Source organism: Brevibacillus sp. 1238 (genome assembly GCF_029892995.1).
In the GTDB taxonomy this organism is placed as follows: Bacteria; Bacillota; Bacilli; order Brevibacillales; family Brevibacillaceae; genus Brevibacillus; species Brevibacillus parabrevis.
This window is the reverse complement of sequence record NZ_JARXWC010000001.1, coordinates 594,663-617,782: the sequence shown is the minus strand read 5'-3', so window position 1 is coordinate 617,782 and position 23,120 is coordinate 594,663. Positions and strand designations below refer to the sequence as shown.

Below are 23,120 nucleotides of genomic sequence, written 5' to 3'. Positions count from 1 at the left end.
TCCGATGCAAGACAAAATGTTTGCCCGTTTACAGGAAATTTACCCGGAGCTGGTTTCATTCAGACGCGATCTGCATATGTACCCTGAGCTTTCCTTTAAAGAAGAAAACACGGCAAAGAAAGTAGCGGACAAGCTCGCTTCCTTTGGCATCGAAGTAAAAACCGGAGTAGGCGGCCTGGGCGTCGTCGGCTACCTCAAGGGTGGAAAACCGGGAAAGACGGTCGCTTTGCGCGCCGATTTTGACGCTTTGCCGATTCAGGATGAAAAAGAGGTTGAGTATAAATCGCGGATTCCCGGCGTGATGCACGCATGCGGCCACGACATTCACACGGCCGGCTTGCTCGGTGTCGCCCAAGTTTTGAGCGAGTTCCGCGATGAGCTGCCAGGTACGGTCGTGTTTCTTCATCAGTTTGCCGAAGAGCTGCCGCCTGGCGGAGCGAAATCCATGGTCGAAGCAGGCTGCCTGGAAGGCGTCGATGTCGTCTACGGTGCCCACGTCGCTTCTGATTTGCCAGTTGGCGTCGTCGGCATTGCAAAAGGATACGTCACAGCCGCTGCTGACAGCTTTGAAATTGTTTTGTACGGAAAAGGCGGGCATGGCGCTTCCCCGCACACTTCCATTGACCCGATCGTCCTCGGCAGCCAGATTGTGATGAACCTGCAACAAGTGGCGAGCCGCCAGATAGACCCGCTCAAGCAAGTCGTGCTGTCCGTCTGCTCGTTTAACGGTGGCGGCGAAGCGTACAACGTCATTCCCGACCAGGTGCGCCTGAAAGGAACCGTCCGCACGTACGACGAAGAAGTGCGCGTAGCGGTTGAGCAATCCATGCGCCGCATCGTGGAAGCGAGCTGCCATGCTGTCGGCGCGACTTGCGAAATCAAGTACGAACGCGGCTATCCGGCTACATGGAACGATGAAGTGGAAACGCCGCTCGTGGAAGCAGAAGCGAAACGTCTTTTTGGCGAAGAGCGCGTCATCCAAATGCCACCGATCATGGGGGGAGAAGACTTCGCCTACTACGCGCAGGAACGTCCAGCTACTTTCTTCATGACCGGCGGACGCAATCCGGAGCTTTTGGCAACCTATCCGCACCATCATCCCAAGTTCGATGTGGATGAGCGTTCCATGATTCAAACGGGGCAACTGTTCATCGGAGCACTGCTCGCGTACCAGGCTCGTCATCAAGAATAATCCGCTCTACAAAAAAAGGCAGGGACTTCAGGCTCCCTGCCTTTTCCTATTGGCTATACTTCATGGCGGATGATCCATTCCAGGCGTCTGCTTTGCATGCCAGGCGGAATCGTTTTCAGCAACCAATTGCGCACAGCGATTGCCAACGGATTTTCCCACTGGGTAACATAGCCCATCAGACGCGAGCCGCGCACGATCGCATGTGCCCGCTTTTTCCGCTGCTTCTCGTAGTGGACGAGAGCGGCTGGAATATCCACGTCGGCAGGCGCAAGACAACGTGCCAGCACAAGCGCGTCCTCCAGCCCTTGCCCTGCTCCCTGCCCCAGATTCGGCAGCATCGGATGTGCGGCATCGCCCAAAAGGCTGACCCTTCCCGTACCCCACCGTTTCAACGGCAGTCGATCGTAAATGTCGTGCCGCAAAATCGCTTCCTCCGGCGTAGCGGCGATGACGGCGCGGACAGGCTCGTACCAGTTTTCCAGGCGGCGCAACGCCGCGAGCTTTCGTCCGATCGGCGGATCTTTTTCGCCTTCCGGGGCATTGATGGCAGCGAACCAGTGTATCCGGTTGTGACCGATATGGGAAAAACCGAACCGCGCTCCACTCCCCCACGCTTCAAAGCCGCCGCCCGTTTCCAGCGGATAGCGCGCATCTTCATACCGGGCGATTCCGCGAATGGCCGTATAGCCGGAGTAGCGCATCTTTTCCGCGCCAAACAACAGCTTGCGCACGCTGGAGTGAATCCCGTCCGCACCGATGAGGACGTCTGCTTCCGCTGTCGTGCCATCGGCAAAAGACGCTTGGACCCGCTCCGCTTCCTGCGAAAAAGCGGTCAGCTTTTTGCCCAGAACCAGCTCTTGCTCGTCCACCCTTTCGCGCAGAGCTTGTTGCAAGTCTGCGCGGTGCACAAGGTAGCTGTCCGCCCCGCAGCGCTCGGCTTGACGTGCGACAGGCAGCTCGACCAGCACGTTTCCTTGCCAATCGCAAATGCTCGCCTTGCGGACGGGTGAACCAAGCTCCCGGATGCGTTGGCCCGCTCCCAGCTTGTCCAGTGCCTTCATCGCATTGGCAGCCAGCACGATGCCTGCCCCGATACCTTTTTGCTCCCTGGCTTGCTCATACAGCCTGACCTGCCAACCTGCCTGTTTCAAGGCAATCGCCGCCGACATTCCAGCCAACCCGGCCCCGATGATCATCGCTTTTCTGTCTTTGTGCTTGCCGTTGGTCATGACTTTTTCTCCCGTCAGTAAGACTTTTCCAAATCATAACATGGCAAGCGACCAGGGCATACGAAAAAGCCGCTTTTCCATCGAAAAGCAGCTCTCGCTTGTCGCCTGTCTCCTAGAACAAGTTCATGCTCAAGTAACGTTCACCCGTATCCGGCGCAATGCAGACCACCCGTTTGCCTGTGCCCAGTCTTTTGGCAATCGTGATCGCAGCAAACACAGAAGCTCCTGACGACGGGCCGACCAAAATGCCTTCCCACGCGGCGAGCTTGCGCATGCTGTCCAAAGCTTCTTCGTCGGCGATCTGGATGATCTCGTCGTAAATGTCCGTATTCAAAATGCGCGGAATAAACCCAGGACTTGTGCCGACCAGCTTGTGCGGCCCCGGCTTGCCACCCGACAAAACAGGCGAGCCTTTTGGCTCCACGACGGCGATGTACAACCCGGGAACCTCTTCGCGCAGCACCTCGCCCGTCCCTGTAATCGTCCCGCCTGTACCCGCCGTCGCGACAAAAGCATCGAGCTGTCCTTTTGTCTGGGCCAAAATTTCCCGGGCTGTCGTGATGCGATGAATGTCCGGATTCGCCGCATTTTCAAACTGCTGCGGAATGAAGCTGCCCGGGATTTCCTGCTGCAACTCCTTCGCTCTGGCAATCGCGCCGGGCATCCGCTGTTCACTCGGCGTCAGCACGACTTCTGCCCCGTATGCTTTCAAAATGTTGATCCGCTCTTTCGACATGTTATCAGGCATGACCAAAATCGCCTTGTAGCCTTTGGCTGCCGCGTTCATCGCCAAACCGATTCCCGTGTTGCCGCTCGTCGGCTCGATAATCGTATCCCCGGGCTTGATCAGCCCCTCCTGCTCCGCTCTGGCAATCAGATTGTAAGCAGCGCGGTCTTTGACGCTCCCGGACGGATTGAACTTTTCCAGTTTGACCCACACCTCTGCCGCTCCCTCGGGAACCATCCGGTTCAGGCGAACGCAAGGCGTATTTCCAATCAGCTCGGTGATATTTTGGTAGACGTTCATAAAAACCTCCCGGACAAAGCCAACTGGCTGGTGTATACGAATAAGCATAATACAATTAAACCGATCTGAAAACAGCAAAAAAGCCCGTTCCCTGGTGCACAGCCGCACCGAGACAACGGGACTTGATCTGTTTGCGCGCTTTAGAAGCCGTACTTGGCCTTGGTCTGTTGCAGCACGTTTGCCGCCTGCTGATAGAGCTTGTTCGCAGCAGTCTTGCCGCCGCCATGCTCTTTTTCCAGCGCAGCCAGCCGCTGCTTCGCCTGATCGATTGCGTCGGTGCCTGCCTTGATCGCCGCCTGCAACGCTTTTTCGCGATTAGCCGCGTCCGGAGCATTCGCCTTGATCTCTTCCCAAACCGTCTGCGTGTCCTTAATATCCGTTTCCAGGACGGCAATCAGGTCTTGCATGCTTTGCTTCTTCTGGGCGATTGTGCTGTCCATCGCATCCATCCCGTCGACCAGCACCTTCATGCTGCCGAGCGTCCCGGCCATGACGTCATACTCCATTTTGCTCAAACTAGGCTGCTTGGAGTAGGTAGTCAGCTCGTCCAACAACCCTTGCAGCTCAGCCGCCTGGTCTTTGGAAAATTGAATCTCGTCTGCGAACTGGATTTCCTGCAAATATTGCGCGCTCTCCTGCAAGTCAGCCGCGAGCTTTTCCGTCCGCACGACTTTGTTCGCAAAAGCCACCCGCGCCTCTTCCTTGGCTCGCTGCTCCGCCAACACTTTTTTCTTCTGCTCCGCTTCCAGCTCGACGCTTTTCGTCCAGGCGGCAAGCTTGTCGCTGTAAGCCTGGTTTGTGCTGGCAACAAGCTTGGTTTCCTGTGGCTCTCCCTGTGCGAGTGAACCTGTAATCAAAAGGCCGTCCGCACTCAGCTTGGCCTGAAGCGGCCCAGCCGACTCAGCCGTCTTATCCGCAGATGCGGACTTCGGCTGAAGCGTCAGCGCATCGCCTTCCCGCGTCCCTGTAAAAAGGCTTGTCTCTGTTTGCAAGCGAGGAACCGTATCCTCGACTAGCAGCTTGGACAACGTGATTTCGACGTTGAGTTGCTCCTGTTCCGGCGTCACCTTGGCGTACACCATCCGGCTCTGGTCTGCGTACAAATAGCCTTCTGCCAGCGCGATCGGCATAAGCGCGCGATAGCCCCAAAAGCCCAAAGCGCAGACGACCAGCAACGCTATTATCCCTACGATCCGTTTGTTTTTCCCCTGCATACCGCGACCCCTCATCCGCTTTTTCTGTTTCTTTTGACCCGCTTTTACCAGTACGTACCACTATTTCATCATACATGAATCATGACCCTCAGCCATATGAGTCGAAAGGCCAAATCCATGAAAGCTTTCCGAGCTTGAATTTGAACTATTGCAGCTTGCCGCGCTATACTACAAGTATATCACCAGAGGAGGCCAGGTTGAAATTGGAAACGAACTATGTCCAAAAGCAAGTCGTCTTGCAACCATGGAAAGCCAACCTGTTTGCTTGTGTTTGCCTTCTCCTGTTTGTTCCGGCCGCTTTGCTTTTCTATCAAAAGGCGGTGACGTTCTCGGTATCTCTCAGCGATATCGGGCTGTTTTTTGTAGTCGTTTTCGGCGGAATCATCGTCCATGAAGCTGTGCACGGAGTCGGCTTCATGCTCAGCCGCCAGGTTGCTACATCCGATATCCGCTTCGGGGTAATGTGGCGCAAGCTTGTTGTTTACGCCTGCTGCCTGAAGCCGATCTCTGTGGGCAGCTATCGGCTTGCTGTCGCCCTGCCGGCTTTGCTGCTCGGTGTGTTGCCCTTTTTCCTGGCCTACTTTTTCCAATCGCTGTTTTGGTACGTGTGGAGCATCGTCATGCTGATCGGCAGCTTTGGCGACTTCTACATCTTGTGGACGCTCCGTTCTTTTTCCAAACAGACACGCATTGCCGACTCGCCAGACAGCATCGGTTACGTAGCTTACCTGCCCGAATCAAAAGCGTGATTTCATCTGCCATGCCAAAAAGCCGACGTCCATGCGGAACCGTCGGCTTTTTTATGCGGCTTGTCAACTCGTTTTGTTTGCTACACCTATACCGCTACCTGTTTGCGTGCGGCAGGGAAATACAGCCCGGCTGCGCCAAGCACGCCCGCCTCTGCTCCCATCGTGGTGAACTGGAACGTCGCCTGGCTCGCCATCCGGGAAATGCAGCGCTGGCGAATCACCCGCTCTGCTTCCTCCAGCAAAATTCGGCCGTTTTTCATGACGCCTCCGCCGAACACGATCACCTGCGGATTGAACAGATGAATCAGGTTGGTCAGGCCGACACCGAGGTAGTAGCCTGCCTGCTTCATCAAGCTGATGCTAAGCGGATCGCCGCTCTCTGCCTGCTCGCCGATCTCCTTGGCCGTTATGCGCCCGAGCTCGCCCTCGCAGACGGTTCGCAGGGAGCTTTCCGCGCCAGCTTGCAGCTGTTCCTGCGCCATTTTTGCCAGCGCCAGTCCCGACACGTAGTTTTCCAGGCATCCTCTGTTCCCGCAAGCGCACAGCGGCCCTTCCGGATCGAGCGAGATGTGGCCGAACTCGCCTGCACTGTCGCCAATGCCTGTAATCAGCCGCCCTCCGCTGATGATCCCGGCGCCCACTCCCGTGCTTACCGTGACGTAGATGAGATCATCGGTGCCGCTGGCGCTGCCGAAGGCCCACTCGGCAACGGCTGCCGAATTGGCGTCGTTGATCAGCTGCACCGGAACGCCGAACCGTTGACCGAGCTTGTCGCCGATCGCCACATCGCTCCAGTTCAAATTGCTTGCAAAAATGACCATTTGCCGATTTGTATCAATGATTCCGGCTGTAGCAATTCCAATTCCGCGTATTTGCGAGATGCCGACACCGCTGTCCGCGAGCACGGACGAGACGAGATCGCCAATTCGCGAAATGACAATCTCAGCCGCGTCCTCTTTTTGTGTCGGAGCGTTCGCTTGGCTTAGGATGCTGCCATTCTGGTCGACAATCGCGGCGATGACTTTCGTGCCTCCCAGGTCAATCCCGATGGCATATGGTTTCTCTTGGGTCATCGTGTGACTCACATCCTCGCTGTCTGTTCTCTATTTGAAAATAGCGTCGAGCGCCTCGGAGGTCGAAGCGACCAACTGCTCTGGCTTGTAGGCATACGGCGAGATTTCCGGGATGATGTAGCCGCTGTACCCGATCTCGCGCAGCGCCTCTGCCACGCGCGCCCACGGAATGTCGCCAGCCAAAAGCGGCACAAATCCGGTAATGTTGCCCGTCGTCGTCTTGAAATCTTTGACGTGAATCGCCCGGATCCTTTTGCCGAGGATGCGAATCCACTGCTCGGGAAAACCGAATTGCAGCACATTGCCGACATCGAAGTAAGCGCCCACCCACGGGCTGTTCACTTCATCAATCAACCTGGCCATTTCCAGCGGGCTGAGCAAAAATTTGTTCCAGACGTTTTCAATCCCGATATGCACTTGCTTGGCTTCCGCCGTTTTCGCCAGTCGTGTGAGCGCTTCGCGTGCCCGCTCATACGCCGTGTCGTACGATACTTCCGGTGTCACCAGCCCTGGCACGACCAGAACCGTACGTGCTCCAAAAACGCTTGCTGCCTCAATCATTTTCTCGACGACCTGGATGCCTTTTTCCCGCACTTCCGCGTCGTTATGAGTAAGCGGGTACTTCCAGAGGAGCGCCGTCGAGACACTCGGCAGCTCCAATCCATACTCGCGAGCCAGTTGCGCCAGCTTCGCCAGCTCGCCCTCCGTCATTTCCAGATGCAAGGGAGCGTCTCCCTCGTCGAGATTCAACTCGACGCCTTTGTACCCGTACTCTTTTGCTTGCTGAAAAATATGTTCTGCGCGGCTTTCTCTCGGAAAGCACCAGGCGTTGATTCCTTTTTGAAAAGACATGCTGCTCACTCCTTCTTAATCGTGCGAAATGGTGACAGGTGCACCGGACTGCGCAGACTCGTTTGCGGCCAATGTCACTGCCAGCGTCTTTTTCGCAGAGGCGTATGGCGACAAGATCAGGCTCGTATCTCCGGTTTCAATCGCCGTCACAAAAGCGCGATCCTGTTCCCGGTACATATCTACTGTCGCCTCAAATGTGCGCGTACCAGCCTCGTCCGTGATCGTCAGTTGTCTGCCGTCGATCAGCACACGGAAATGTTTCCCCAAAATTTCTACACCTGTCCGGTGATCCGCCTGGATAAAGCACGTATCCAGATGGCCGAGCGCCCCTGTGGTAAAAGCCATGCTGACCGCAGACACATCCGGGATGTCGATGCCTTCAATGTCTTGCGAGACGAGCAAAGACATCTGCGCGTATACTTTTTCCACGTCACCCGCCAAAAAGCGCATCATGTCGAGTGTATGCGTCGCCTGCTCGACCAGTTGGCCGCCCGATTTGCCCATTTGCCGCCACCACGGAGTTTCCACGAATTTGGTCAAATAATGGCCGCGCACCAGGGCGATCTGCTTGTCAGCCAAATACTCGCGGGCTTGCTGCACGATATCCAGATAGCGCAGGCAATAGCCTGTCGAGGTAATAATCCCTGCTTTTTCCATCGCCGCCTGTTTCTTCGCGACTATGTGCATATCGAGGCCAATCGGCTTTTCCACGAACAGGTGAATCCCTTTTGCTGCCGCCTGCTCCTCGATTTCTTCGTGGGCAAAAGGCGGGACGCAGACAAACAGCGCATCCAGCTTTTCGTGCGTGAGCAGCTCCTGCCAGGAGGTGTAGCCGGAAGCACCGATCCGCTCGGCCGTGGACATTGCTGCTTCCCGATTCACATCGCAGACAGCGGTAACTTTCACTCGTTCGTCAGCGAGCAAGCCTTGCAGGTGATGCTGGCCGATCCCGCCGACGCCGATCATTCCGATCTTCATACTCATGTTGATCCACCGTCCCCGTTAGCGAATGACCACCGGTTGCTTCGATTCGGCCGACTGGTAGGCAGCAAGCGCTACTTCGACCGCGCGCATGCCGTCTTCTCCTGTTACGGATGGCGCTTTTTTCTCGCGGACGCTGGCAACAAAGTCGCTCACCAGCTGGCTGTCCATGTCGTCGCCCCAGTTGACCCATTTCAATCCTTTGTCATTGCTGTACACATCGAGCTTTTGCGAAAAGGCATCGAGCGAGATAGTGCCTTCCGTGCCGATGATTTCCATCGTAACGTCGCCCCAGACCGGGAACGTCTTGTTGCGCGACCAGCTGCAATCCAGCGTGGCGAATACGCCATTTTCAAATTCCATCGTCAAAATGCCGCAGTCGTCAATCGGGGTAGGCGAAAACTTGCTGTCTACTTCTGCGTACACCTCGCGCACTTCCACACCCATGAACCAGCGCATCAAGTCAACGACATGCACCGTATGATCGATAACAGCGCCGCCGCCGGACTTGGCAGGATCGACGAACCAGCCGCCCGGATTTTGCCCGCGATTCGTGCCGCGGATCGCCATGATGCGGCCAACCTTGCCTTGCTCTACCAGCTGTTTTGCCCGCACAACCGCAGGGTGGAAGCGAACAGGGAACGCCGTTTGCAAAATGACGCCTTGCTCGCGGCAAATCTCAATCATTTCCTGGGCCGCCGCCAGCGTGGTCGCAAGCGGCTTTTCGCACAAAATGTGCTTGCCTGCTTTCGCGGCTGCTACTGTATGCTCATGATGCTTGGCATTTTCCGAAGTGATGATGACGGCATCGACGTCAGCTGCCAAAAGCTCGCGATAATCGTGGTAAAACGGTACGCCCCACTTTTCTGCCGCTTCCTTGCCACGTGCTTCATCCTCGTCGGCTACACCGACCAATTGTACGCCCGCAAGCTTCCCGATCGCATTCGCGTAGCTGTATGCGTGCATATGTGCGACACTGATGATTCCCAGTTTCATATGTGGTCCCCTCCTACACTAGCGTTACGGGTTTGCCCGTTTCGATTGACTCAAGCGCAGCTCGCGCGATTTCCACTGCTTTCACGGCATCCTCGACCGTCACGCGCGGCTGGAGATCGTTTTCGATGCAATCGATGAAATGCTTCAGCTCGCGGAAGTACGGATTTTCACGCAGCGGACTCTCCGGCACAGCCACTCCGCCCATTCCTGCCTGTTTCGCGCGATTTACGGCGATCAGCGGCTTCTCTTTTGCACTGTCATACTGAATGATTCCTTCGCTTCCCGCCAGCTCCATTTTCATCGAGAAGCCTTCATGCGCCCAAGACCCTTCCACATGAGCAATCATCCCGCTTTTGAACCGAAGCGTCACCAGCGCGTAGTCGATGCGGGCGAAGCCGCGTCCAAGCAAGCTTTTCGCATAGACGCGCTCCACGTCGCCGAAGCACCAGCGCAAAAAGTCGAAGTCGTGGATGATCATGTCCAGCACAAGACCGCCGCTGTTTTTGTAATCCGCATACCAGTCGTTCCACGCCGTCGGGAAAATACCGCCACGGAACGTCCGCGCCACGCCGACATTGCCGATCGTGCCATCGTTCACCAGTTGACGGGACTTCTCGTACTCAGGGAAAAAGCGCAGCACATGGCCGACGAACAGCTTGACGTTTTTCTCGCTGCAATAGTCAACGATCGATTGCGCCTCTTCCTTGCTGCGTGCCAGCGGCTTTTCGCAAATGACGTGCTTGCCTGCGTCCGCAGCTTTTTGCACATACGTTTTATGCAGGTAAGTCGGCAGACACACGTCAATGATATCTACCCGCTCCAGCTTCTCCATGGCTTCATCGTAGCTCGCAAACCATTGCGTATTCGTTTCGGCTGCCAGCTCGCGGCCGCGCTCTCCGCGCAAGTCGACAATGCCGACCAGCTCGACGTTTTTCATGGCAGCGTAAGATTTTGCGTGAACAGTTCCCATCGTACCTGCTCCGATTACCAGAACATGATGCATAGTGGTTTTTCACTCCTTCAGGGGAAAATGGCTATTTGGACCCGGTTAGGGTAATACCCTCGACAAAATGCTTCTGCAAGAAAATAAAGACGATAATCATCGGCCAGATGGCGAGAACAGAACCAGCCATCAAAATCGGATAGTTCGTCATGTTCGTATGTTCTCCTGTCAAATAGGCCAATCCTGCCGACAGCGTCATTTTATCCGGCGTGCTGTTGACGATCAGCGGCCACATCAGATCATTCCACGACCAGAGGGCGACGAAGATGGCCAAAGCGATCAAACCGGGCTTCGCCAGAGGAAGCATAATGCGCCAGTAGATTTGGAAGTGATTGCAGCCGTCGAGCTTTGCCGCCTCTTCCAGCTCTTTCGGCAATGACATGAAAAACTGGCGCAACAAAAAAGTTCCGAAAGCACTGAACAGTCCTGGCACGATCAACGCGGTGAGCGTGTTCAGCCAGCCAAGCTCCTTCATGATGAGAAACTGCGGGAGCAAAAACACTTGTCCCGGCACCATCAGGACGGACAAAAAGACGATGAACAAGGCGTTGCGCCCCGGAAACTCGATGCGGGCAAACGCGTATGCCGCAAGCGAGCAAAGGAATACTTGCCCGACGACTTTCACGACTGTGGTCAAAATCGTGTTCCAGTAAAAGTCGTAGAAAGGCAGCATTTCGAAAATGTGCGTGTAGTTTTCCCATTGCAGGGACGTCGGCCAAATGACTGGCGGCACCTGCGTCGATTCACCCAGCGTTTTGAGCGAAGTCAGGATCATCCAGACAAACGGCGCGACCATTACTAGAGCGCCTAGTATCAGCAGCAGATGAATCAAAAGATTTTTGCCAACCCGATTACGTCCTGTTTGGACACTCATCGATCATTCCTCCTGTCCAGTCATGCTCGCTTAATCGTAATGGACCCATTTTTTCTGCATTTTCATTTGAATCGCGGTAACAATCAGGATCAGCACCAAAAGCACGACTGCTACTGCTGCTGCATAACCGCCATTGCCTGATTCGAAGCCGTTCGTGAAGAACAAGTACGCCACCGTCTGCGTCGATTCAGCCGCCGGATTGCCCAGCTTGCCGATCATCAAGTAGATCAGGTCGAATACTTGGAACGCGCCAATCAGCGAAGTGATGCTCACGAAAAAAATCGATGGCGTCAACAGCGGCAATGTAATCGTAAAAAACATCCGCACAGGTCCGGCTCCGTCGATTTCCGCCGCTTCGTAATAGCTGCGCGGAATCCCCTGCAAGCCCGCCAGGAAAATCACCATGTTGTAGCCGATCGAACTCCAGACGGCAACGATGATGACAGCGTACAGAGCGATGTCAGGGTCGGAAATCCAGCGCGGTCCCTGTATCCCCACTGTCCCTAACAAGTAGTTGATCAAGCCGTAATCGGCATTGTACAGCCATCTCCACACCATCGCCACGGCAGCCGCCATCGTTACGACTGGCAAAAAGTACAAGGTACGGTAAAACGAGATGCCTTTGATTTTCTGGTTGAGCAAGACGGCGATTAATATGGAGATAGCGATACTGGCTGGAACTGCAAGAACCGTATAAATAAGCGTGTTTTTCAGTGCGATCCACAGGTTCGGGTCTTGGAACAGCAGGACATAGTTGTCCACGCCCGTCCATTTGTACTTGCCGAAGCCTCCCCATTTGGTGAAGCTGAGATAAATAGTCTGCACGACTGGCCATATGTAGAACAAACCCAGACCGAGCAACGTCGGCGCAATCATGAGATACGCCCACAACCAGTCGCTTCGTTTCATGCGATTCAATGGCTTTGCTGGTTTTGGCCGGGCAGCGGCATGCACTTCTGGCTGAAGTTGGCTGCTCATCGCAATATTCCCCCCTGACAATAAGCTCGTAACAGGGGATGGCTCCGTCCTCGACACGAAGCCATCCGTGAAAAGAAACCCCTACTCTTGCGCCAGCAACTCGTTCATTTTTTGCGCAAGTTCTTTCGCTGCATCTTCTACGCTCATTTGACCTGCCCATGCTTTGGTCATGTAATCGGTCTCCAGCTTCGCCCATTTCGCGGTATCTTTGGAGATCGGGTACGCTTTTGCGTTAGCTGCCTGATCAATAAAAATTTTCAGATTAAAGTTAGGCATCGATTTCACCCAAGTATCTTGTGTACCGTTGAACGCCGGGATTGCCGCTCCCTTGCTTGCCTGGATCTCCGCCGCTTCCTTGGAGCCCAGGTACTTGACGAACTCCCACGCTTCTTTCGGGTGCTTCGTGTTCGCCGCGATCACATTGCCCAAACCGTGGATAACGCTCGTGTTTTCCTTGCCTTTAGGAAGGTAGGCCACGTCCACTTTGTCTTTGGTGTACTCGTTGCCATTGAATGCGCTTGCCATCCAAGACCCGGAGTAAACCATCGCCACTTTCCCGGATTCGAAAAGTTGCGTCGATTCAGTCTCCGACATTTGCGCCGCAGACGGCGACACTTTGTCATTGATCATGTCTACCCACAGCTTCAAGCCTTCGATCGTTTCCGGTTTGTCAAAGCCCGACGACTTTCTGTCTTCGGAAATGACGGAGCCGCCAGCTTGGAAAATCGTGTTGTAGTAATTGTCTTGTCCGTATGGCGCTGCCGCGATTCCCCAGATGCCTTTTTTCTCGTCCGTCAGCTTTTTCGCTGCTTCCTTCAGCTTGTTCCAATCCCATGTTTCGTCCGGATACGGCACTTTGGCGTCATCAAACAGCTTCTTGTTGTACCAGAGCCCGATAGTGTCAAAATCTTTTGGCAATGCAAACGTTTTTCCGTCGTATGTGTAGAGATCAACCAGCGCTTTTGGATAATTTCCAAGGTCGACGCCGTCTGCCTTGATCTGTTCATCGAGCGGCAGCAGCACGTCGTTTGCCGCATACTTGATGATCCGCGGGCCGTTGATCCAGAAAACGTCCGGCAAAGTTCCGCCAGTCGCAGCCGCTTCCATCTTCGTCCAATACTGTTTGTTCGGTGTCAGCTCGATCTTGATGTCAACATTCGGGTTCGCTTCATGGAATTTCTTTGCAATTTCCTCCATGGCCGGCATCTGGTTTTTATCCCAGAGGGCGTAAGTAAGCGTTACCTTTTCTCCGGTTGCGGCGCCTGATTTTTGTCCATCTGACGGTGTGGCACTTTGTCCGCCACCGGAACATCCTGCTACCGCTACCAACAATGCGGCCATTGCCAACGAAACCAACTTCTTCATCTGAAGTCCCTCCTCGACATACGTTCTCCTCTTTTTTTACCCCCAACTCAGTTGAAACGACTGCGTCTTGACCTCCACGGCTCCCCCCTTTCACCGTACGATGCAATCTTTCTTTTTCCAATGCTAAAACAAAGTATTCAAAAAGGAACTACAGGCTGAAATGAAAGACGTCCTGTAGCAGTACGGCAGCGGCTGCCTTGACTTCAAAGTCCGCTCCCAGCATTGTCGGACGGAATTCCAGCCCGTCTACCATAATGCCCATTGCCTGTTCGCGCACCTGCTTTTCGATGCGCTCAAACAACACTTGATTGTCGCGCATCATTTCCCCGCCCAAAATGATCAGGCTCGGGTTGAACAGATTGACCAGGTTGACGATGCCGATGGACAAGTACGCAGCGATTTCTTCTACGATGTCCTCGCACACCTGATCCTTTTGCTGCAAGGCACGGCGGAACACTTCAAACGTAATTTGCGTCATGTCTCCACCCGCCAGCTCCAGGACCAGCGTCTCTTTGCCGCGGGCAATCGCAGACAGCAATCCGGTGTAGATCGCCGGCCAGGCGACGTAGTTTTCCAGACAGCCGACGTTGCCGCAATCACAGCGCATGCCGCTGCGGTCTACAGTCGTGTGCCCGAACTCGCCAGCTCCCCCGCGGCTTCCCCGGAAAATGGAACCGTTTACAACAAGACCTGAACCTACCCCTTCGCCCACTGTTACGAACAGCAGGTTGTCGGCTTCGATCCCTACCCCGAAATTTTTCTCTGCCAAGGCAATCGCGTTGGCGTCGTTGTCGAGCCACGTACTCATGCCGAAACGCTGCTCAGCCAGCTCCTTCAACGGAACATCCGTCAATCGCAGCTTGGAATTGAAGCGAATCACCCCGCTCGCTGCGTCGACAATCCCCGGAGCGATAATGGAGATGCCCAAGCAACGCTCTGTGTCCGCTGCCTGTGTCAAAAAGTCTGCAATCGAGTCCAGTACATACTGCACCATCCGATCGCTGACAAGACCAGGACCGACCGGATATACTTGCTTGCGCTTGGTCGCCGCCTCCAGATTCATTTCCGCGATGGTGATCGCCGTGTTCGTGATGGAGACGCCAATCAAAAATTTTCCATCGGGGCAAAAGCGCACCATGATCGGCTTTCTGCCGCCTTTTGATTCTCCTGTTCCATCCTCCGCTACCACGCCGTCACGAATCAGCTCGTTGACTGCCGACGTGACCGTAGTCGGGCTGATGCCTTGCTTTTTGGCAATGTCACTGCGCGAGATGGGCCCATGCTGGCGGATTGTATCGAGTATAATAAAGCGATTTAGTTCTTGAATCAGTTTGAGGTCTCCGGTCCTGCGCATTTTATAAGCTCATCCTTTGTTTTTCCAATGACTTTATAAAGTGATCATAGCAGACCCTTCCAGCTTGTGTCAATTTGGATTTTTCAGTTTTTTGCACTTTTTCTGGACGGCTTCCTTTCTTTGCCATATAGCTCTTTCTTTTTGTAAAATGAAGCTGATACTGATACGGCTTGGCTCCACTTCACTTTACGCGAAAATGGGGGTACCGTTCATGAGAGATAACCTGCTGCCTCGGGAAATGAAGAGTTGCCTGGGTCCGTTTTATATCTGCTGCTTTTTATCCAAGCTGACCTCTCGCAGGTTCCCGTTGATCGAAGACAAGAAAAGCGAGTATCAAAAACGGTACAGAGAGAGCAATTGCCTGTAGTGCGGGCTGCATGCACGAACATCGAGTGATATCCCAATTTTTGGTATACTCATAAAAGCGCTATAATGAAAAAGCAGGTGATTGCATTGGTTAGCATCGGTGACTCTTCTTTTTTCATGCTTCTGCCCCTGTTGGTAATCGTGCTCCTGAACGTGCTGAACATCGTGATCAGTATTTGGGGCTATCGCGATTCGCGGCGCAGAGGCAACAGCAAGGAATTTTCCATCATCGTCCTGGTAGCGTTGTTATTTTTCCCGATTATCGGGCTGATTGTGTACCTGATTATTCGCAAAGACGAACCATAGAGGGGGAAGCTGCTCATGACGGCGACTGTGTGGACGCCTTACGAGGATTGGCGGGGGCATCCTGCTGACTTCCGGGTCAAGTATCGCTTTTATTCGGAAGCAGAGAGCGGGAGAAAGCTGCCGCCTGTTCAAGGCTATCGAAGCGATTTTTCTTATGCCGGCGACAATGAAAAAATCGAGCTGTTCGCGCTATCCACCCTGAGTTTGAGACGCCGGACGGGGATGTCATCCGCGATCTGACTGCTCCAGTCCCGGCAGAAGGAACGGCCCGCATGTGGATTTTGTTCCCGCAGATGCGCCAAACCGTCCATATCCATCGCATCAAGCCAGGGATTGTCGGGTATTTCATGGAGGGTGCGCGAAAAGTAGCTGTAGCGGAAGTGATTGAGATTGTCGGGTTGCATGAAAATCCTGGGGAAGATCAGGAAAAGAAATGAGGTTTCTTCTCTCTCGATGCAAGGAGATGAGTGCCTTTTTCTAAAGGCTCGTTCTGTCTCCGCTGCCCTGGCCAGCCCAGTCTGTCCAAGTTTGCTAACTTTCGCTAGACGACACTGAATGTTCGCTTCGTTATGCTAAATTCGCCCGTTGTAAAACGATCTCTTATCCGTTGATGGAACGCCGTGTGCGTTGAAAGTCGCCCGCACGGCGTAGGCTCGAACGAAATCCCTCCAAAATAACCGGAGGGAACAAGGCGAGAATAGCGATACCAGCCCAGCGATTGGCACGATCGCGGAGAATAGTACCCTCCCGCGATACATCATCCACTTCAACAAAGCGCTCGACGATGACACCATCGCTGAAACAGACCCGAAAAAAGTCATAGCTTTCTTTGGCATGAAGAGCACAGTGTGGAATCCTTCCGCTTTTGTTACCTCATTGGCATGGGATACGACAGATCCTGACCATCCGATCCTGATTATGAACACTAAATTAAGCAATAACCCAGGTCCAGGGAAATACGTAAATTTTGTCAATGGAGCGGCAAAGGATCGGCATGGCAATGTCATTACGCGCACTACACCTTAATAGCGAATCCATCAACAATCTTCGGATTTCTCCGGGGATCTTTTTTTATATTTGGTGGCGACCACCGACTGCTTTCAAGGTTAGCGTTTTTTTACCAGCAAACTTGTTTCTACCATGTTTCGAGCGCTAATTTATTTTTACACTCGTTCAAAATATTGTAAATTAATTCCATGATTCGACAGTATCTCCTAAGGTAAAGGCAAAGAACGTGCTTTAAAATGGTAAATGTTGGAATTAACATCACAACCGTTGACTTCCACTTGATGATATTGTCCAAACGCCATCTACTATGATCAAGAAAGGTGATGTTCATGTTTAAGAAATCTTTGCTCCTCCTGACATTAAGCTCCGTTGTCGCCGTACCGGCTCTCGCTGCGCAAGCCCATGGAGCAACGCCATCTCCCCAGGCAAAAACGACCGCTTACGCATCCGCTTTCAGCAAAGAAGACGGGAAAACGAAGCAGTCTCCTTCCAAAGTGTCCGCTAAAGCAATCGCAAACAAAGCATACGGCGAAGAGCATTGGGTGACCATTAGCTCGCCCATTCCAAGCGGTTGGGTCATCGTCAGAAATCAAGGAAACATGAATCTGATCAGAGACCTGAACAATGCACCCGCTAATGCCCAACTATGGGTATTGGGAGGCTCCCCGATCCCGACTGGATGGATCGTGACGAGATACCAGGAAAATACCAAATACATCCAAAATGTCAATAACGCGGCTTATGGCGCTCAACACTGGGTGTTGATTAGCTCGCCTATTCCAACCGGATGGATCGTCACCAGAAACAACGGAAATACGAATTACATCGAGAACGTCAATAATGCTCCTTTTGGCACCGAACGCTGGGTACTGCTTAGCTCGCCTATTCCAGCCGGATGGGTCATCACAAGAACTAACGGAAATACGCGCTACATTAAAAATATTGCGAGCGCTCCGATTGGCTATGAGCAATGGGTACTGCTAGGTTCGCCTCTCCCAAGCGGATGGATCATTGTTCGCTCGCAAGGATCAAACAATCTGATCAAGCGTGTTAGCTAAAACAGAACACGGAACAGCCGCATGCATGGGCAATAGACACATGACATGCAGCCAATGGACAAGCTGGCGTCGGACGTGCATTCGACATCAGCTTGTTTCTTTTTGGCTCACTTCGCTGCCCTCTGAGCATCTTCTTTCCATATCACTTTTTCATCATCCCGCTGCCAGAGCAAGTTCGTTATAGGAAAAGGAAAAGTCATTTTGCCCAGTTGTTGAAATACTTTTTCCAACTCTTCCGCCTCAAATACTCTCTCTTTCTTTTGCTCAACCGATTTTCATATTTCTTCTGTTCGGATCAGGCAATATAAACAGATGCTGTTCATAGAACGTTTTTTTGTCCATAAAGTATTTATTAGAAGCATCAAACTAACACGTCTGGTATGGCTTCGGATACATTTGCTGAAAACACTGCAACTCCAACTAATGAATCGCAGCGAACTGCGAATCAATTTTAAGGAGGAAATAAGCTATGAACAAACAACTGCAAGCTGACAAAAGAAAGCAAGAAAAAGCACTTGTAATTGGAGCCGGCATTGCAGGCTTGCTAGCCGCCCGCGTTCTTTCCGATCATTTTGCGGAAGTCATGGTTGTAGAAAAAGATGAGCTGCCAGAAAAGCCATCTACTCGTCCTGGTACCCCACAGGATTTTCATCCTCATCGTGTGCTGCCGCGTGGGGATTTGATTATGAACCGCTTCTTCCCGGGATATATCGATGATTTATTGAATCTCGGTGCATGTAACGTGCAAAATAGCAAAATGACCCGATTTACTGCATATGGAAAACTTGAATTGGTTAGCAGCCAAAAAAATGCATCTAGCAGTCGGGCCTTGTTGGAATGGGCGATCCGCCAGCGTGTGCAAAAGATTCCCAATATACGCTTTGTAACGAAACAAGTAGTGACAGGACTGCTTGCTTCGGAAGATCACAGGCAAGTTGTCGGTGTTCGCCTTCACGCACGAAAGGAACGGAACAAGGAGCGAACCGTTGCCGCTCATCTGGTAGTGGATACATGCGGCCGTCAATCGAAGCTCAATAAATGGCTGGAAGCGCTGGGATATGCTGTTCCAGAGCCTGAGCGCTTAAAAGTCCGTTTTGGGTACAGTACCCGACATTACCGAGTCCCTGCCCATCTTACAGAAAAATTGTCGGCTAGTTCAGAAGGAGATCCTGCTAACAACAAGGGTGCGGTGGGGCTGCTGTATATTGAGGATAACATAGCGCAGGCATTGTTGTTTCGTGCGGGAGGGAAACAATATCCCCCAACAGCCCCAGAAGAATATGAAAAAGAGCTGTACTCCTTGTCTACTCCCATGTTGAAGGAGTTAATCAAAGAGTTGGAGCCAGTCGGCGCTCCCCGTGGCTTTCGGGCAGAAGAATCGACGCGGCAGCATTATGAGCAAATGGAAAATTGGCCCTCGGGACTGCTGGTGTTGGGAGATGCATTTTGCAACTTTGACCCTATTTATGGGCAAGGCATGACGGTAGCTGCGATTGAAGCCGAAATGTTGGACATCAGTTTACAGAAAGGCGATCTGCTTCAACCTGACTTCGAGCGCAAGGTGCTGCAACGGATGCAACAAGCCATTGAACCTGCCTGGTGGTTGAGTGCGATTGCCGATTTACGTTGGAACGGGGTGGAGCATGTAGGCGCTATCCCCTTAAAAGGGGTGGCATTTGCTCAGAAATACTTTGATCTATACCTCAAAACGGCCGTGAAGCAGGCCATGGAGAATCATGACCTTTCCATGTTCCAGCAATATATGATGATGAACGCATTAGTCCTTCCCCCTCAGGAAATCATTAATCAGCGCACGCTAACTATGCTGCTAACCGGAGATGAATCTCGCGAAGAAACACAACTTTTAGCGGAACTGGGAGAACACGATGCGACACATCTGCAAGAGAGGATCAATGAGTTGATTCCTTCCTTTACTTTAGCATTTGATCAAAAGGTACCAAGTCTGTTCGCTTCCGACTCCCATCATTGATAACAGTAACAGATACTGCTAGGCTACTCGGCTTCGTGCCGGATTTTTCAGATGTTTGAATCCACTGCCCGCTCTCTTGGCAACCAGCATGTTGGCATTGCTCCCGCCATATTTATGGGAAGTCACAGGCACAGAGTTGAACATCGGCCCGCGCCATTCCCGCACAACAGGCAACTCTTCAAAGCCACGCTGGTTCGCACCACGGAGAGTGGGCGGAATCAATCCGTGTTTCGTGCTCAGCAGGCCAGTGCTCCTGCTTGTAAAATGCGCCCCAAAAATAAAAAACCCTCCCTTCCGACCATGGGAAGAAAAGGGAGGCTGGGTGGACTGGGTTCAAATCTCTAGTTCACCAAGTCGAACGAGTTCGACTACTGCCTGAGATCGACCTTTGACACCTAATTTTTGCATGACATTACTGATGTGATTGCGCACAGTCTTTTCGCTGATGAAGAGTTGTCCGGCAATCTCTTTGGTTGTCTTATCTTGGACCAAGAGTTCAAACACTTCTCTTTCGCGATTCGTTAACAACGGCTTGGTTTGGTCGCTACCCTTCAATCGTGCCACCCCTCCTTGTGGGCTCTACAGGAACAAGGTTGAGGGATTACAGAGTCACCTTATCCTATGATGGGGGGTGGGTGATGGTGCCGGAATTTCAAGGATTTTAGGCTTTTGCCTTACATCCTATTCACAAAATGGGCAATGGGTTCCGAACACCACACAAGAAACATCTCCAGCCATCCCCGCCACTTCCGAAAAAATCATGTTGGTCGGCAGTCTGCCGGTTGTCTCTTTGACCAAACAGGCTTGCGTACTTGCCCGCTTGGGGAGGCTGGCGCCGGAACCCAAAGGCCAACACCGCCCCCGACACTTCAGTCTATTCACATAGCATGTGTGCTGCTCCCTTCTTTCCCCCTCCTTTTTCCGCGTTCTTCGCAAGCTTGTTCCAGCAGGGCGCACAGCCACACCAAAAACCCCGATCCATCACGACCGGGGCCATCAACTCCATCATCTTTACGGTTAAATAAACGGCGTGCGATGATACGTCTGTTCGAACTTCTCGCGCAATCCCTTCGCCAACAGCGTGAACGAACCGATTGCGATCACGAAAGCAACCAGCGGCGTCAGGAAAATCCAGGTGTAATTGCTGTAAACAAACCCCCGGTACGCTCCGAGCAGCCCTGCCCACTCATGCGTGATCGAGTGGAAAAGGACGGGGTCCATCGTCATTTTCGTCCCGCCGACAAACAGGTCAAACATCCCCAAAAGTCCCATCAAGGTCATGATGGCGACCATTTCTGTCACCAAAATAATAATGATCTGCTCTTTCAAGTGCGGGAGAATATGCCGGAAAATGATTTGCTCGCGTCCCGCTCCCAACGAGGTAGCCGCCAGGACGTATTGCGATTCCTTGATCTGTTCTGTCTTTTGACGAATGGAAGAAGCCACAGAAGGCGCTCCCAGCACTCCGACAAGCACGATGAAAAACAGGACAAGCGTCGATGTCGGCGTCAATGGATTGATATTGATGCCTTTGAGCAAAAAGTAGACGGGGATGAAGATCGGCATGTAGCTCCAGGCGTTTTCGATGGCGAGCCACCAGCGCTGCGGCTTGTCCTGAATGCCGATATACAGTCCGAGAAACGTCCCGATCAACAGGCGCACAGCAGCCACCGCCAGCGTGACAAAAACAGTATAAGGAGCGCCGTGCAACAACAGTGTGAGCAGATCGTATCCCCATTTGTCCGTTCCCAGCCAGTGAGCCTCAGACGGCGGCAATGGCGGTGCGATGATGATGGTTTTGCCGTTTACGACCTCGTTGCGCAGCTTTTCCTGATAGTCCAGCTCATAGGGAGCCATATACGGCCCGAGCACACCGAGGATCAGGAGCAGCACCACGAGGATGCTCCCCGTCCACAAAGACCAGTTGAATCCTTTTTGCATAGAAAAACCTCACTCGTTACGACGAAACATCGCGTTATTTGTACACGGCTACCCGTTCGAACAGGTACAGCACCGCGCGGATGAGCACATAGACCAGAATCGAGAGCAAAATGATGCCCAGCAGCCCCATGACCGCGGCATTGAACTGATAGCCCCCGTCCTTGCTGAAAATAAAGCGGGTAAGACCGACGACGTTGAGCAAATATTCCACGATGAACAAGTTTGCGACGGTAATCGCAATCGTCTTTTTCAAATCGGCCACGAGAAACGGCTTGATGTTTTTGTATACGTGGTGGGTCAGTACATGCCAAATGCCCATCCCTTTTGCAAGCGCTGTCTTAATGTAATCTTCGCCGCCGATTTGCACGTATTTCAGACTGATTACTTTCATCAGGAAAATCGTCGGCCCGATCGCGAGCAGCGTCATCGGGAACCAGTCATTGGCGGAGTCGCTGGTAGGCGACAAGGTGATGATGCGAATATTCGTCAGCTTGTAAAATCCGACTGCTGCCAAAATCGACATAAAAATCAGAATAAAATCAGGAATCGTGGCAACAAGATTCAGAACCTTTTGCAACTGGCGAACCATGCGAAAGCGCTGCAAAAACAAGCCGAATACCAGACTGGCCACCACAGCAATGCTGACGCTGGAAAACAAGAGCTTAAACGTATTCATGGCAAACGGGACGATATCCTCCGCGATGCTTCTCTCATTTTCCCCCAAGTAGTAGGTGCCGAGAGAACCACTCGCGATCTGCTGGATCAAAAAGACAGAGTGGACAACGATTTCTTCCGGTGCGAATACGATCTCTTCCTTGACCGTATATAGCATAAATGGCCCGCCACAGACGACGATGACCAGGAAGAACATCCCAAGCAGTTGTTTTACATATGACAAACACTCCTACCCCCTTACTAATTCCAACAATACACCATCTAAAAAAAATCATCTATACAATCAAAAAATATTTTATGTTTTTTTATATTTCAGACAATAGATTCGTTTCTCCTTCTAAAACAAAAAAAGACGGCCGCTGCCGCCTTTTACCGGATCACGATAATTTGAATTTCCAATCGGCCCATGTCATGCAGATCGAGAGGGGCCGTAAGCGCTGTTCCCGTCACGTCTTTCAAATCTTGATGATGCACGAACAACGGAGGCGTAATGTCGACAATCACACCGTTATTGGATAGCAAGGTGCTGGCGTTGCCTGAGATCATGTTCCCCAGCTCGGATATGGCGCTCTTCCCCAGCTCGTCCATCTCCTGCACCGGAAAACCACCCATCATGGCAGAGACAATGCGCAAAGCCAAATCCTCTTGCAGACCAAAAAACACGTCTCCTTGCAATTGCCCTGTCATCCCGATCCGAATCCAGGTGTGACCCTCCGCATTGCTCCACTCCTTCTCAGCCAATTCCCCACGCGAAATGCCTACGTTACATACCTGTTGAATCACAGAGGAGGCTGATTCAAGAAATGGATCTAGGTATTTGACTATCATTTGCGATCTCTTCCTTTCCCGGGCAATTATCTCTGCTATAGGACTATCATAATGTCGATAT

24 protein-coding genes are annotated in these 23,120 nt (G+C 52.6%); 7 read left to right on the top strand and 17 right to left on the bottom strand.

The window, feature by feature from the left end; all coding sequences use genetic code 11:
* Positions 1 to 4: 4 nt before the first annotated feature.
* The gene (locus M2298_RS02820) at positions 5 to 1,192 is read left to right on the top strand and encodes a M20 metallopeptidase family protein (protein WP_242772095.1); all 1,188 of its coding nucleotides are present in this window, start codon (positions 5 to 7) and stop codon (positions 1,190 to 1,192) included.
* Between the two features lie 53 nt (positions 1,193 to 1,245).
* On the opposite strand, the gene M2298_RS02815 is transcribed toward M2298_RS02820, so the two are convergent.
* The 3 genes from M2298_RS02815 to M2298_RS02805 all read right to left on the bottom strand — a co-directional run bounded on the left by M2298_RS02815 (position 1,246) and on the right by M2298_RS02805 (position 4,662).
* Entirely contained in the window at positions 1,246 to 2,421 is a 1,176-nt protein-coding gene (locus tag M2298_RS02815) for an FAD-dependent monooxygenase (RefSeq protein WP_280648201.1), read from the bottom strand.
* Positions 2,422 to 2,533: 112 nt separating this feature from the next.
* The gene (cysK, locus tag M2298_RS02810; protein ID WP_122963205.1) at positions 2,534 to 3,448 is read right to left on the bottom strand and encodes a cysteine synthase A; all 915 of its coding nucleotides are present in this window, start codon (positions 3,446 to 3,448) and stop codon (positions 2,534 to 2,536) included.
* Positions 3,449 to 3,588: 140 nt separating this feature from the next.
* Positions 3,589 to 4,662: a hypothetical protein gene (locus M2298_RS02805; protein WP_173596244.1), complete on the bottom strand. Its 1,074-nt coding sequence runs from the start codon at positions 4,660 to 4,662 to the stop codon at positions 3,589 to 3,591.
* Positions 4,663 to 4,859: 197 nt separating this feature from the next.
* Between M2298_RS02805 and M2298_RS02800 the strand changes: the two genes are divergently transcribed.
* Entirely contained in the window at positions 4,860 to 5,411 is a 552-nt protein-coding gene (locus M2298_RS02800) for a DUF3267 domain-containing protein (protein ID WP_280648200.1), read from the top strand.
* Positions 5,412 to 5,497: 86 nt separating this feature from the next.
* Here M2298_RS02800 and M2298_RS02795 read toward each other — a convergent pair whose 3' ends face one another.
* From M2298_RS02795 to M2298_RS02755, 9 genes are all read right to left on the bottom strand, one after another.
* Complete coding sequence (locus M2298_RS02795; RefSeq protein WP_122963202.1) at positions 5,498 to 6,484, bottom strand: ROK family protein; 987 nt, start codon at positions 6,482 to 6,484, stop codon at positions 5,498 to 5,500.
* A 30-nt stretch (positions 6,485 to 6,514) separates the two neighbouring features.
* Positions 6,515 to 7,336 (bottom strand): sugar phosphate isomerase/epimerase family protein, encoded by an 822-nt coding sequence (locus M2298_RS02790; protein WP_173596241.1) that lies wholly within the window; start codon positions 7,334 to 7,336, stop codon positions 6,515 to 6,517.
* Between the two features lie 15 nt (positions 7,337 to 7,351).
* Positions 7,352 to 8,320, bottom strand: coding sequence for a Gfo/Idh/MocA family protein (locus M2298_RS02785; RefSeq protein WP_274875118.1), 969 nt, complete (start codon positions 8,318 to 8,320; stop codon positions 7,352 to 7,354).
* An 18-nt stretch (positions 8,321 to 8,338) separates the two neighbouring features.
* Positions 8,339 to 9,313: a Gfo/Idh/MocA family protein gene (locus M2298_RS02780; RefSeq protein WP_122963199.1), complete on the bottom strand. Its 975-nt coding sequence runs from the start codon at positions 9,311 to 9,313 to the stop codon at positions 8,339 to 8,341.
* Between the two features lie 13 nt (positions 9,314 to 9,326).
* Positions 9,327 to 10,316 (bottom strand): Gfo/Idh/MocA family protein, encoded by a 990-nt coding sequence (locus M2298_RS02775; protein ID WP_173599782.1) that lies wholly within the window; start codon positions 10,314 to 10,316, stop codon positions 9,327 to 9,329.
* A 31-nt stretch (positions 10,317 to 10,347) separates the two neighbouring features.
* Positions 10,348 to 11,190 carry a carbohydrate ABC transporter permease gene (locus tag M2298_RS02770; protein WP_122963197.1) on the bottom strand — a complete coding sequence of 281 codons (843 nt, stop codon included), beginning with the start codon at positions 11,188 to 11,190 and terminating at the stop codon, positions 10,348 to 10,350.
* A 30-nt stretch (positions 11,191 to 11,220) separates the two neighbouring features.
* Positions 11,221 to 12,168 carry a carbohydrate ABC transporter permease gene (locus M2298_RS02765; RefSeq protein WP_122963196.1) on the bottom strand — a complete coding sequence of 316 codons (948 nt, stop codon included), beginning with the start codon at positions 12,166 to 12,168 and terminating at the stop codon, positions 11,221 to 11,223.
* Positions 12,169 to 12,249: 81 nt separating this feature from the next.
* Positions 12,250 to 13,533 carry an ABC transporter substrate-binding protein gene (locus M2298_RS02760; RefSeq protein ID WP_122963195.1) on the bottom strand — a complete coding sequence of 428 codons (1,284 nt, stop codon included), beginning with the start codon at positions 13,531 to 13,533 and terminating at the stop codon, positions 12,250 to 12,252.
* Positions 13,534 to 13,681: 148 nt separating this feature from the next.
* Positions 13,682 to 14,887 (bottom strand): ROK family transcriptional regulator, encoded by a 1,206-nt coding sequence (locus M2298_RS02755; protein WP_122963194.1) that lies wholly within the window; start codon positions 14,885 to 14,887, stop codon positions 13,682 to 13,684.
* Positions 14,888 to 15,340: 453 nt separating this feature from the next.
* Here M2298_RS02755 and M2298_RS02750 point away from each other — a divergent pair, with 453 nt between their 5' ends.
* The 5 genes from M2298_RS02750 (at position 15,341) to M2298_RS02730 (ending at position 19,615) form a co-directional block, all read left to right on the top strand.
* Positions 15,341 to 15,559: a PLDc N-terminal domain-containing protein gene (locus M2298_RS02750; RefSeq protein ID WP_122963269.1), complete on the top strand. Its 219-nt coding sequence runs from the start codon at positions 15,341 to 15,343 to the stop codon at positions 15,557 to 15,559.
* A gap of 15 nt (positions 15,560 to 15,574) precedes the next feature.
* Positions 15,575 to 15,799, top strand: a complete 225-nt coding sequence (locus M2298_RS02745) for a hypothetical protein (protein ID WP_242772099.1) — start codon at positions 15,575 to 15,577, stop codon at positions 15,797 to 15,799.
* A 32-nt stretch (positions 15,800 to 15,831) separates the two neighbouring features.
* Positions 15,832 to 15,996 (top strand): hypothetical protein, encoded by a 165-nt coding sequence (locus tag M2298_RS02740; RefSeq protein ID WP_242772101.1) that lies wholly within the window; start codon positions 15,832 to 15,834, stop codon positions 15,994 to 15,996.
* A gap of 900 nt (positions 15,997 to 16,896) precedes the next feature.
* Entirely contained in the window at positions 16,897 to 17,625 is a 729-nt protein-coding gene (locus tag M2298_RS02735; protein WP_242772102.1) for a hypothetical protein, read from the top strand.
* A 469-nt stretch (positions 17,626 to 18,094) separates the two neighbouring features.
* The gene (locus M2298_RS02730) at positions 18,095 to 19,615 is read left to right on the top strand and encodes an NAD(P)/FAD-dependent oxidoreductase (protein WP_280648199.1); all 1,521 of its coding nucleotides are present in this window, start codon (positions 18,095 to 18,097) and stop codon (positions 19,613 to 19,615) included.
* 18 nt (positions 19,616 to 19,633) lie between these two features.
* Here M2298_RS02730 and M2298_RS02725 read toward each other — a convergent pair whose 3' ends face one another.
* The 5 genes from M2298_RS02725 to M2298_RS02705 all read right to left on the bottom strand — a co-directional run bounded on the left by M2298_RS02725 (position 19,634) and on the right by M2298_RS02705 (position 23,059).
* Positions 19,634 to 19,780 (bottom strand): hypothetical protein, encoded by a 147-nt coding sequence (locus M2298_RS02725; RefSeq protein ID WP_280648198.1) that lies wholly within the window; start codon positions 19,778 to 19,780, stop codon positions 19,634 to 19,636.
* A gap of 168 nt (positions 19,781 to 19,948) precedes the next feature.
* Positions 19,949 to 20,170: a helix-turn-helix domain-containing protein gene (locus tag M2298_RS02720; protein WP_003387736.1), complete on the bottom strand. Its 222-nt coding sequence runs from the start codon at positions 20,168 to 20,170 to the stop codon at positions 19,949 to 19,951.
* A gap of 462 nt (positions 20,171 to 20,632) precedes the next feature.
* Positions 20,633 to 21,556 (bottom strand): ABC transporter permease, encoded by a 924-nt coding sequence (locus M2298_RS02715; protein ID WP_122963189.1) that lies wholly within the window; start codon positions 21,554 to 21,556, stop codon positions 20,633 to 20,635.
* A 34-nt stretch (positions 21,557 to 21,590) separates the two neighbouring features.
* Positions 21,591 to 22,454 carry an ABC transporter permease subunit gene (locus M2298_RS02710; protein WP_167470238.1) on the bottom strand — a complete coding sequence of 288 codons (864 nt, stop codon included), beginning with the start codon at positions 22,452 to 22,454 and terminating at the stop codon, positions 21,591 to 21,593.
* Positions 22,455 to 22,600: 146 nt separating this feature from the next.
* Positions 22,601 to 23,059, bottom strand: coding sequence for a chemotaxis protein CheX (locus M2298_RS02705; RefSeq protein ID WP_122963188.1), 459 nt, complete (start codon positions 23,057 to 23,059; stop codon positions 22,601 to 22,603).
* Positions 23,060 to 23,120 lie beyond the last annotated feature (61 nt).

Coding starts and splice junctions, on each gene's coding strand:
- M2298_RS02820 (WP_242772095.1), top strand. CDS start 5: ATGCAAGACAAAATGTTTGCCCGTTTACAGGAAATTTACCCGGAGCTG.
- M2298_RS02815 (WP_280648201.1), bottom strand. CDS start 2,421: ATGACCAACGGCAAGCACAAAGACAGAAAAGCGATGATCATCGGGGCC.
- cysK (WP_122963205.1), bottom strand. CDS start 3,448: ATGAACGTCTACCAAAATATCACCGAGCTGATTGGAAATACGCCTTGC.
- M2298_RS02805 (WP_173596244.1), bottom strand. CDS start 4,662: ATGCAGGGGAAAAACAAACGGATCGTAGGGATAATAGCGTTGCTGGTC.
- M2298_RS02795 (WP_122963202.1), bottom strand. CDS start 6,484: ATGACCCAAGAGAAACCATATGCCATCGGGATTGACCTGGGAGGCACG.
- M2298_RS02790 (WP_173596241.1), bottom strand. CDS start 7,336: ATGTCTTTTCAAAAAGGAATCAACGCCTGGTGCTTTCCGAGAGAAAGC.
- M2298_RS02785 (WP_274875118.1), bottom strand. CDS start 8,320: ATGAGTATGAAGATCGGAATGATCGGCGTCGGCGGGATCGGCCAGCAT.
- M2298_RS02780 (WP_122963199.1), bottom strand. CDS start 9,313: ATGAAACTGGGAATCATCAGTGTCGCACATATGCACGCATACAGCTAC.
- M2298_RS02775 (WP_173599782.1), bottom strand. CDS start 10,316: ATGCATCATGTTCTGGTAATCGGAGCAGGTACGATGGGAACTGTTCAC.
- M2298_RS02770 (WP_122963197.1), bottom strand. CDS start 11,190: ATGAGTGTCCAAACAGGACGTAATCGGGTTGGCAAAAATCTTTTGATT.
- M2298_RS02765 (WP_122963196.1), bottom strand. CDS start 12,168: ATGAGCAGCCAACTTCAGCCAGAAGTGCATGCCGCTGCCCGGCCAAAA.
- M2298_RS02760 (WP_122963195.1), bottom strand. CDS start 13,533: ATGAAGAAGTTGGTTTCGTTGGCAATGGCCGCATTGTTGGTAGCGGTA.
- M2298_RS02755 (WP_122963194.1), bottom strand. CDS start 14,887: ATGCGCAGGACCGGAGACCTCAAACTGATTCAAGAACTAAATCGCTTT.
- M2298_RS02745 (WP_242772099.1), top strand. CDS start 15,575: ATGACGGCGACTGTGTGGACGCCTTACGAGGATTGGCGGGGGCATCCT.
- M2298_RS02740 (WP_242772101.1), top strand. CDS start 15,832: ATGTGGATTTTGTTCCCGCAGATGCGCCAAACCGTCCATATCCATCGC.
- M2298_RS02735 (WP_242772102.1), top strand. CDS start 16,897: ATGTTTAAGAAATCTTTGCTCCTCCTGACATTAAGCTCCGTTGTCGCC.
- M2298_RS02730 (WP_280648199.1), top strand. CDS start 18,095: ATGAACAAACAACTGCAAGCTGACAAAAGAAAGCAAGAAAAAGCACTT.
- M2298_RS02715 (WP_122963189.1), bottom strand. CDS start 21,556: ATGCAAAAAGGATTCAACTGGTCTTTGTGGACGGGGAGCATCCTCGTG.
- M2298_RS02705 (WP_122963188.1), bottom strand. CDS start 23,059: ATGATAGTCAAATACCTAGATCCATTTCTTGAATCAGCCTCCTCTGTG.